The following is an 8,190-nucleotide window of genomic DNA, read 5'->3' as shown; positions in this document are numbered from 1 at the left end:
TTATTAACCACCACCACTCTTTTTATTTCTTTTCCTTCAGGGCTGTCACGCATAATACCATCTGAGTTTTTCTCCAGCGCTGGGAAAGAAGCCATATATATTGCGACCTGCCACGTTTGACCGTAATCTTTAGATATCTTGTAAGCATCTGGCTCCCATCGCGGTATCAGGATATACTTATCTGACGGGTGAATATATACTCCGGAAAATATCTGATACGTTGAATAAATGCCATTTACTAATTCTTTATGTATATTCCGCCTGATATCATGATACCAAAGTGCACCTTCACAATCGAAACCTTTTAGTTCCAGATACCGGCTATCATCATAGCGATAAATAACCTGTGATGGTATTTTTTTTGTACAGGCAGTGATAGCGCATAGTGAAACTGCGCCGATTATTATTCCTACCGTATTTCCCAGTTTCATAATTTATCCTTAAACGTTAAGCGGCTTAGGCATATCCCATTGCAGATTAGGAGTCTCGGTATTGTATATTTCATTACGTCTGGCCGGTTGAACCGTTGTTGAATGACAATATTCGTTAACCACGCCAAACTTCCCTTTCGGTAAAATATCATCTGGCCTGTTCATAAAATCTTTCGTACGGTATTTGCTCAGCTTTCCAGTATTATAATAATCCACAGTTATTGGCAGGCCGTTACGCTTCATACGCCAGTCTCCGCGCAGGAGTAGCTCGGTCCAGAATTCTCCGCAGCGGTGATCAAATGCCCGGCATATTCCCACCGCCAGATCGAAAGGCATCGCTTTCGCGGGGGCATCTTTCGACATAACAATAGAGGAATGCTGGCTGTAACCAACCTGCTCTGATTGCATCCATTCTTTTTGCAGCTCATCCGGCGTTTTTTCATAGGTCAGCTGCACGAGTTTATTGTATCCCCCACCCAGAACAACGCCTTTGGTATAAGGCTTGCCATATTTTTTGGCGAACATCGTAAGTTCAGTGGGCGTTAATTCCTGGCCCGGCTGTAAATAATCGAAACCTGCGCCGCTGAGATTTTTGAAATCTGTCTCAGTGCGCGCAATAACCGTGGCTTTTGCAGAAAATGAGATGTCCTGATCGGGTGAACCTGGCGCTATCGAATATTTATACTGACTTCCCGCGCCCTGTAACTGGTGTCTGAAGGTAACGGGGAGCTGCTCGCCATTCACAACAACATCCGCAAACGTATATTGTCTGGTCGCGCCCGTATCCTGATTAAAGCTATTCTTTTCTAACGCCGGCATTTCAAAAGGCACGCTCAGCGGGCTGCCGCCTATTTCCGGACCATTTTCACAGAAAACCCGCTGGTGCAGATTGTCTATTCCGCTGGCAATGTTATGGGGGACTCCCCGCCAGCCCAAACCCTGGACGTTAAGTAATGAAACCACACTGTCATTGGGGCAAAAATAGTTATATACCTTGCCAAAGTTATTACGCGTATAAAGTTTATTCTTGCGCCACTGTGAATTGGTTTTACTCAGGCACAGCGCGCCTTCTAATTCATCGATCTCGGTTTGCGTGTGATATTGCCCCTTACCGTATCTGGCGTTGGTCGCCATCAACTGGCAGAAATTTTTAAACGTCTGCTGTCGGGCGCGATCCGTTTGATGATGTCCGGGCGTCATGCTTTCAGCAGCCGTTTTTTCCAGTGCGTAGGGAGAATGGTTAAGTATCACGCAATCGGCGGGATCGGCACCTGTTGCTTTAACCAGCATATTGGCCAGCATGGTAATGATCGTTCCCTGGGAGTGCGCAATGATATTAATGGGATCGAATTTTGTTGCCGGTTCTCTTCGAATCATCAGGATTAAATCAGCCAGCCGCTGCGCGGCAAAAAACTGATAAATACGGTGCGGATTATCATAAATAGGGTGCGTAAAATCCCCGGCATTCATATACAGTGATGCAAATCCTGCCGCACCGTTCGCCAGGCCGCCGGAGCCCGGCCCTAACATATCCGGAATAGTGGTTGTCGCATTGGCAAAGGTACCCCCGCCTTTGGCGTACACATCATCGAGAACATTACCGAAATTATCATTCTGATATTTCAAGGTGGTTTGGGGAATATGCCCCAGCTTTTCCAGCTTTGCGTGGTCATCTTCCTGATAGGCGTTGTAAGGCAGTTTTGCGGCGTCTCCTGATTTAGCCCGTTCTTCGCGATAACGCCGTTGGTCTTCTGTATACGTCGCATGATCGACGGGTTTATACCCCCAATAAAATGGAATGACCGGGCTGCGTCCGGGCATTTTTACATTCTGCTGCTCGCCATCGCCCATATCCATTTTGTACTGCTGCCATTCATGCGGATACATATCCGTGCGACCCATACGTTCATTCAGGCCAGCGATAATACCCTCCTCCTGATTCTGATAGGCCTCGCCCACATCGTTGACGCCGTGCACAAGGATCACAATGCAGGGCATGGAATACTTAACGGGCACGTCGCAGACCGCCATTTTTCCGCCCGTAGACTTAGGCACGCCCTGTACACCTGTCGCCACCACCTGCGGATTAAAGGGACTGTTACTCATTTGGTAAAATCTCCATTTTCATTTCGTCCATTTCAGTCATATCCAATAACGGCGTCATTCCTTCATCGTCTGTGACGCCTTCAATGGTTTCGCCTGATGCCTTAGTCAGTCTGAATTTTGTATTTTTCAGAACATCGTCTGGGTTGCCAGAGCCATGTAATTTAATGCGGCGATGAAACTGTTCTTCCTGAAAGACAGGGGTTTTATCTTTTGCCGACTCCGGTCCGCTCCAGTCAAGAGTGGTGCCTTTCAACTGCACTTTTGCGGGAGAGAATATTTTTACTGAGCCGTCTTCATTTATTCTGATACCGCCACCACCGCACAAAAGCTGGATATTCTTCCTGGCGCTGATGGTCACGTTGCCGTTCATACTCTGAATATGAAAATGCTTATCAGAAAGCAGGCCCATTTCCCCGCGCTGCGCCTGGACGGAAATATCATCTTTTGCGGCGATGATTTTGATTCCGATAGCTCTGCTGAAAAGTGACAGGCCCTGCCCAACGGCCATTGAGAGTTTTTTAAAGACGTTAAAACTGCCGTTGCTGGCGGCGTTTAGCGACAAATCTTTGTCTGCTGATAATGCCATCGTTTGCGGTGTCAGCAGGGCCATACCGTGATCGGCATAGGCCACCAGCCCCGAGCGGGTAAGCTGTTCAAGCGCGGCGTTAAGCTGCTGCTGCGGTCCCAGTTCGACATTTAACGCCTGTGCCGTCAGCGCGCTCTGCTGAAGCGACGTTGCCAGCGTAAGCGCGGCCTGAAGCTGCTGAACCACTGCGCTCATATCGAGCTGCTTACCCTGGGCTTTTGGCTGCGCCTCAGTCGTGAGTAGTATCCCCTTTGCCGCCCTCAGGACCGCGCGGTCATCGGTGCGCAGTTCTGCGCCTTCGCCGCGAGGTTTACCGCCAGCATCTACAAGATGGCCCATGTTCAACTGCGTTTTGCCGTACTCGGTACTCAGTTTGACGTGTTCCTGCCCGCGCCGGTCCTCCATCCGCAGCTTATTAAGACCCGCAGTGCGGATGACGTTACGGGTATTGTTGCGGCTGGTAACGGGATCAGGCTTTGGAGCATGATGCAGAGCGTGCGCAATAAAAGGTCTTTCCGGATCGCCGCCTTCAAACGCAATGGCGACCTCTGTGCCCTGGATTAACGGAAAGTGATGACCATAAGTATCACCGGCATAAACCCGCGCCAGACGAACGGGCATGCTTTCATAACCTTGCCTGTGCTGGTCGAGGTCAAAATCAAACTTCACCCAATAGCGACCCTGCACATCGATATGAGCATATTGGTCATTGTCTATTGGTGATGAAACGATCGCGGGAACAGTACCTGCAATACGTGGCCGGGGTAGCGGCTGCGGTCGAAAACAAACGTTCTGGCTGTAGGGAATACCGATAAGCCGGGACTGGAGCGCTGCATCGCGCCTCCCCGTCACCTGCATTGCCGTTACCACAAATCCAGAGGCGAAGGCATGTGGAATGGCGCCGTCAATTTCCAGCACCATCCCCGGCACGATCGACGGACTGGTGGTCACACCGGTTAAAATGGATTGATTATTAAGAATAATTTCGTGATGCAGTTTGGCGTAAAACCAGCTGGACTCGCCTGGCTGCGCCTCGGCAAATTGCGATCCTGGCTGATGATGGATATCCGCATAGCGATACTCTGTGCCATATGCCGTAGCCCTTTCCGCAGACACATCGGCGTCAGCGTTTAGCATCTGCGAGTTTGCCAGCCTGTAATCAAAGTTCTTCACTTTAACGCCAGCGGAGACAACGTTGTGCTTTGATACCAGCTGATCGATCGAATACTCATTTGATGTCAGCCCGGCATGGGATGAGTGCATAATCTTTTGATCAAAGAGGTATTGGCATTGTGAATCACTGAAGATAACCACCATAATGTGCGAAACAGCATGATGATTTGCGATCCTGAACCAGATCCCAACTTCTGACAGGATGCGGCTGATAAACGCTAAATCTGACTCCTCCCACTGAACAATCATTTCCCGGTTGGGATAGATACAAACAAGATTATCAAAGTCGATTTCATAATCGGCAAAAGCATGTTCTTTGAGGATCTGCGTGACCAGTTTCGGCACATTTATGTTCAGGTAAATAGCCGAACGCTTGCGTCGTGAGAGTAATGCCAGCTTATGCTCTAACCTGATTTCGTACAGTGACTCATCCGCTGATGTGCTAATAAGCGAAAATGACGTAATGACGCCTTCAATTTGCCGTTCATATAGCCACTTCTCAGAACCTTGAATATATTTATTCCAGTTATGATTAGGTGCTCTGATTTTCAGCGAGCCTTCAATGTTAAGAAGTGAGTCAGGAGGGATGTTTTTTTGTTTTGATGTGAATCTAATTTTATAACTGTATGGTTTACTTAAATTTTCATGACCTTCAATTGTTTCAACATCCAGCAACCCTAACTTACCCTCGTCCCTAACAGAGAATAAATACTTATTTATACTCTCCTCTGAAACTATACCTTCCAGATTATAGAACCCTGATCCTTTTTTCATTATCGCATCCCTTACCAAAAGAAAGTAATACATAAGAAATAAAGTCCAGACAGCATATCAACAATAATAAAAAAATGGTTATTTTTTTACTGGAAACAAATCTGGAAAGTGAATTAATTATTATTAGTTAAACGTGTAATATAATCCTGACATATAAATAAACGATTAACTGGCGCGAATTTAGATTCAATGACATCATTTTCTAACAAAACGGTTTATATAGCCCAGCATTCGTTTTTTCATCGTAAGGCAACAATCCAATAATCACATCCAAATGGTTCCAAAAACTGAGGCGCGACTAAAAGACCAAGTATTAAGGCAATGATTTTTAATAACATTTATAAAAACAGCCTTTTTATTTATTATTTTATTGAATAAATCACATCCTTCCATAAAAAAACACAATAAAATATAACTATTCCCTATTCTGCTGTGAGGGGAGGGGTAACTGGATTATGCCCATGTATTCACCAGGAAAGATTTTGGTTTTCTCCCTCTCCCCTTGAGAGAGGGCCGCATAAAGGTCATCTTATCAGCCACAGGAGAATCAATGAAACGCTCCGCAATAAACGAGATCCTTGGCCACACGCGCCAGTTTTTCTCTCAGCACGACGTGCATCTCCCCCCTTTTGCCAGTTTCCCTCCGACCCAATGGCACAAGCTTGATGCCTCTGCCTGGGGCGAAGTGTTCGACCTAAAGCTCGGTTGGGATGTCACCGCGTTTGGCGGCAACAATTTCGCCGCGCAAGGGTTAACGCTGTTCACTCTGCGTAACGGCTCGCCGAAAGGTATGCCTTATGAAAAATGCTACGCCGAGAAAATCATGCATGTTCGCGATGCACAGGTCACGCCGATGCATTTTCACTGGCGCAAGCGCGAAGACATTATCAATCGCGGCGGCGGCAATTTAATAGTGGAACTGTGGAATGCGGGGATCCGGGAGCAAACGGAGCAGACCGACGTAAGCGTGGTGATTGACGGCTGTCGGCAAACCCATGCGGCAGGCAGTCAGTTGCGCCTGACGCCGGGTGAAAGCATCTGCCTGCCGCCGGGCCTGTATCACAGCTTCTGGGCGGAAAAAGGTTTTGGCGACGTGCTGGTCGGCGAGGTTTCGTCTGTTAATGACGACGACCACGATAACCACTTTCTGCAACCGATCGCCCGCTATAACGACATTGAAGAAGACGAACCTGCGCAGCTGGTGCTGTGTAACGAATATCGCCTGTTCCGCTAACCAAGGAGCGCATTATGCCGTTGATATCTCTCGCTGATGGCCTTGCCCATGCCCGTGAGCATCGCTATGCCTTAGGGGCGTTTAACGTTCTGGACTCCCACTTCCTGCGCGCGCTGTTTGCCGCGGCAAAGCAGGAACGTTCGCCGTTTATCATCAACATCGCCGAGGTGCACTTTAAATATATCTCGCTGGATTCACTGGTCGAAGCAGTCAAATTCGAAGCCGCGCGGCATGACATTCCGGTGGTATTGAACCTTGACCACGGCCTGCACTTTGAGTCGGTGGTTCGGGCACTACGCTTAGGGTTCAGTTCAGTGATGTTCGATGGCTCCACGCTGGAGTATGAAGAAAATGTCCGCCAGACCCGCGAAGTGGTAAAGATGTGCCATGCCGTCGGCGTGTCGGTGGAAGCCGAACTGGGCGCGGTGGGCGGTGATGAAGGCGGCGCGCTGTACGGTCATGCCGACGAGTCGTTATTTACCGACCCGATGATGGCGCGTGATTTCGTCGACAGAACCGGGATTGACGCACTGGCGGTCGCCATTGGCAATGCGCACGGAAAATATAAAGGCGAACCGGTGCTCGACTTCCCGCGTCTGGACGCTATTCGCCAGCAGGCGGCAATCCCGCTGGTACTGCACGGCGGTTCCGGCATCAGCGACGACGATTTCAAGCGCGCGATTGAACTCGGCATTCATAAAATCAACTTCTATACCGGCATGTCGCAGGCGGCGCTGTCGGCAGTAGAGACGCGGATGGCGAATCGTCAGCCGCTGTACGACGAATTCGCCGAACTGCTACTCGGTATTGAAGAAGCCATTACCGATACCGTTTCAGAACAGATGCGCATTTTTGGCAGCGCGGGACGGGTCTGATGGAACGCAAAGGCGTTATCGCTGCAGGCAACATGCTGGTCGATCATGTACATCAAATTGTGCAGTGGCCGGAACGCGGCTGGCTGGCGGAAATCACCCGTAGCGAACGCGCCACGGGCGGTGCGCCGCTCAACGTGCTGCTGACGCTGGCGAAAATGCACGCCGGACTGCCGCTACAGGCGGTGGGGTTAATCGGTCAGGACAGCGACGGCGACTACATCATGGCGATGCTGGAGCAGTATCACGTTAATCGCCAACACGTGCAGCGCACAACATTCGCCCCCACGTCGATGTCGCAGGTAATGACCGATCCCAGCGGTCAGCGCACCTTTTTCCACTCGCCTGGCGCCAACCGACTGCTGGATCTGCCCGCTTTTGAGCAACTGGATACCTCGATGAAAATCTTCCATCTGGGGTATCTGCTGCTGCTCGACAGTCTGGACATGCCGGATGAGGAGTACGGGACGCGTAGCGCCCGGCTGCTGGCACAAATGCGCGACAATGGCTTTGAAACGTCGCTGGATCTGGTCTCACGCAAGGGTGACCCGCGTTACCAGCCGCTGGTGATGCCAGCGTTACGCCATCTCGACTATCTGGTGATTAACGAACTGGAAGCCGGGGAGTTCAGCGGGCTGGAGATCCGCCAGCCCAACGGCGAACTGCATATTGCACACATCGCCACCGCTGCGCGCGAGCTGTTGAATGCAGGCGTACGCCAGCGGGTGGTTATTCACTGTCCGGAAGGTGCCTGGGGAGAAGCGCCGGACCTGCCGGGCGTCTGGATCCCGTCACACTATCTGGCGCAGGAGGAGATCGTTGGCAGCGTTGGGGCGGGAGATGCGTTTTGCGCCGGATTTTTGTATGGCTGCCATGAGCGCTGGTCGCTGACGGACAGCGTCAGGCTGGCGCACGCCTGCGCGCGGGCCAGTTTGCTGTGCGCCAACGCGATAGACGGCGCGAAAACGCTGGCAGAGTTAGAAGCCGGGATGGCTGATGCCTGATGCGCTGCGC

At 50.4% G+C, this 8,190-nt stretch carries 6 protein-coding genes; 3 read left to right on the top strand and 3 right to left on the bottom strand.

Annotated elements, in window-relative coordinates; translation table 11 throughout:
* The 3 genes from OGW16_RS01350 to OGW16_RS01340 all read right to left on the bottom strand — a co-directional run.
* The coding region (locus OGW16_RS01350) for a T6SS immunity protein Tli3 family protein (protein ID WP_502873958.1) at positions 1–431 on the bottom strand (431 nt) is incomplete at its 3' end.
* Between the two features lie 9 nt (positions 432–440).
* Complete coding sequence (locus tag OGW16_RS01345; protein WP_172862571.1) at positions 441–2,537, bottom strand: T6SS effector phospholipase Tle3 domain-containing protein; 2,097 nt, start codon at positions 2,535–2,537, stop codon at positions 441–443.
* Positions 2,530–5,070 (bottom strand): type VI secretion system Vgr family protein, encoded by a 2,541-nt coding sequence (locus OGW16_RS01340; protein ID WP_286517602.1) that lies wholly within the window; start codon positions 5,068–5,070, stop codon positions 2,530–2,532. The genes OGW16_RS01345 and OGW16_RS01340 overlap by 8 nt, the downstream gene beginning before the upstream one ends.
* A 550-nt stretch (positions 5,071–5,620) precedes the next feature.
* On the opposite strand from OGW16_RS01340, the gene OGW16_RS01335 reads away from it, so the two are divergent.
* The 3 genes from OGW16_RS01335 to OGW16_RS01325 are packed head-to-tail and all read left to right on the top strand — an operon-like array spanning position 5,621 to position 8,180.
* Complete coding sequence (locus OGW16_RS01335; RefSeq protein ID WP_043018105.1) at positions 5,621–6,304, top strand: D-lyxose/D-mannose isomerase; 684 nt, start codon at positions 5,621–5,623, stop codon at positions 6,302–6,304.
* A 14-nt stretch (positions 6,305–6,318) separates the two neighbouring features.
* Positions 6,319–7,179 (top strand): ketose 1,6-bisphosphate aldolase, encoded by an 861-nt coding sequence (locus tag OGW16_RS01330; RefSeq protein ID WP_075145344.1) that lies wholly within the window; start codon positions 6,319–6,321, stop codon positions 7,177–7,179.
* Positions 7,176–8,180, top strand: coding sequence for a carbohydrate kinase family protein (locus OGW16_RS01325; RefSeq protein WP_087051810.1), 1,005 nt, complete (start codon positions 7,176–7,178; stop codon positions 8,178–8,180). Before OGW16_RS01330 ends, OGW16_RS01325 begins: the two co-directional genes overlap by 4 nt.
* Positions 8,181–8,190: the final 10 nt, after the last annotated feature.

This window comes from Citrobacter sp. Ce104 (assembly GCF_030334595.1).
GTDB classification, from domain to species: domain Bacteria; phylum Pseudomonadota; class Gammaproteobacteria; order Enterobacterales; family Enterobacteriaceae; genus Citrobacter; species Citrobacter europaeus.
Note: the sequence above shows the minus strand (reverse complement) of the source record. Positions and strands in the feature narration are given on the sequence as shown.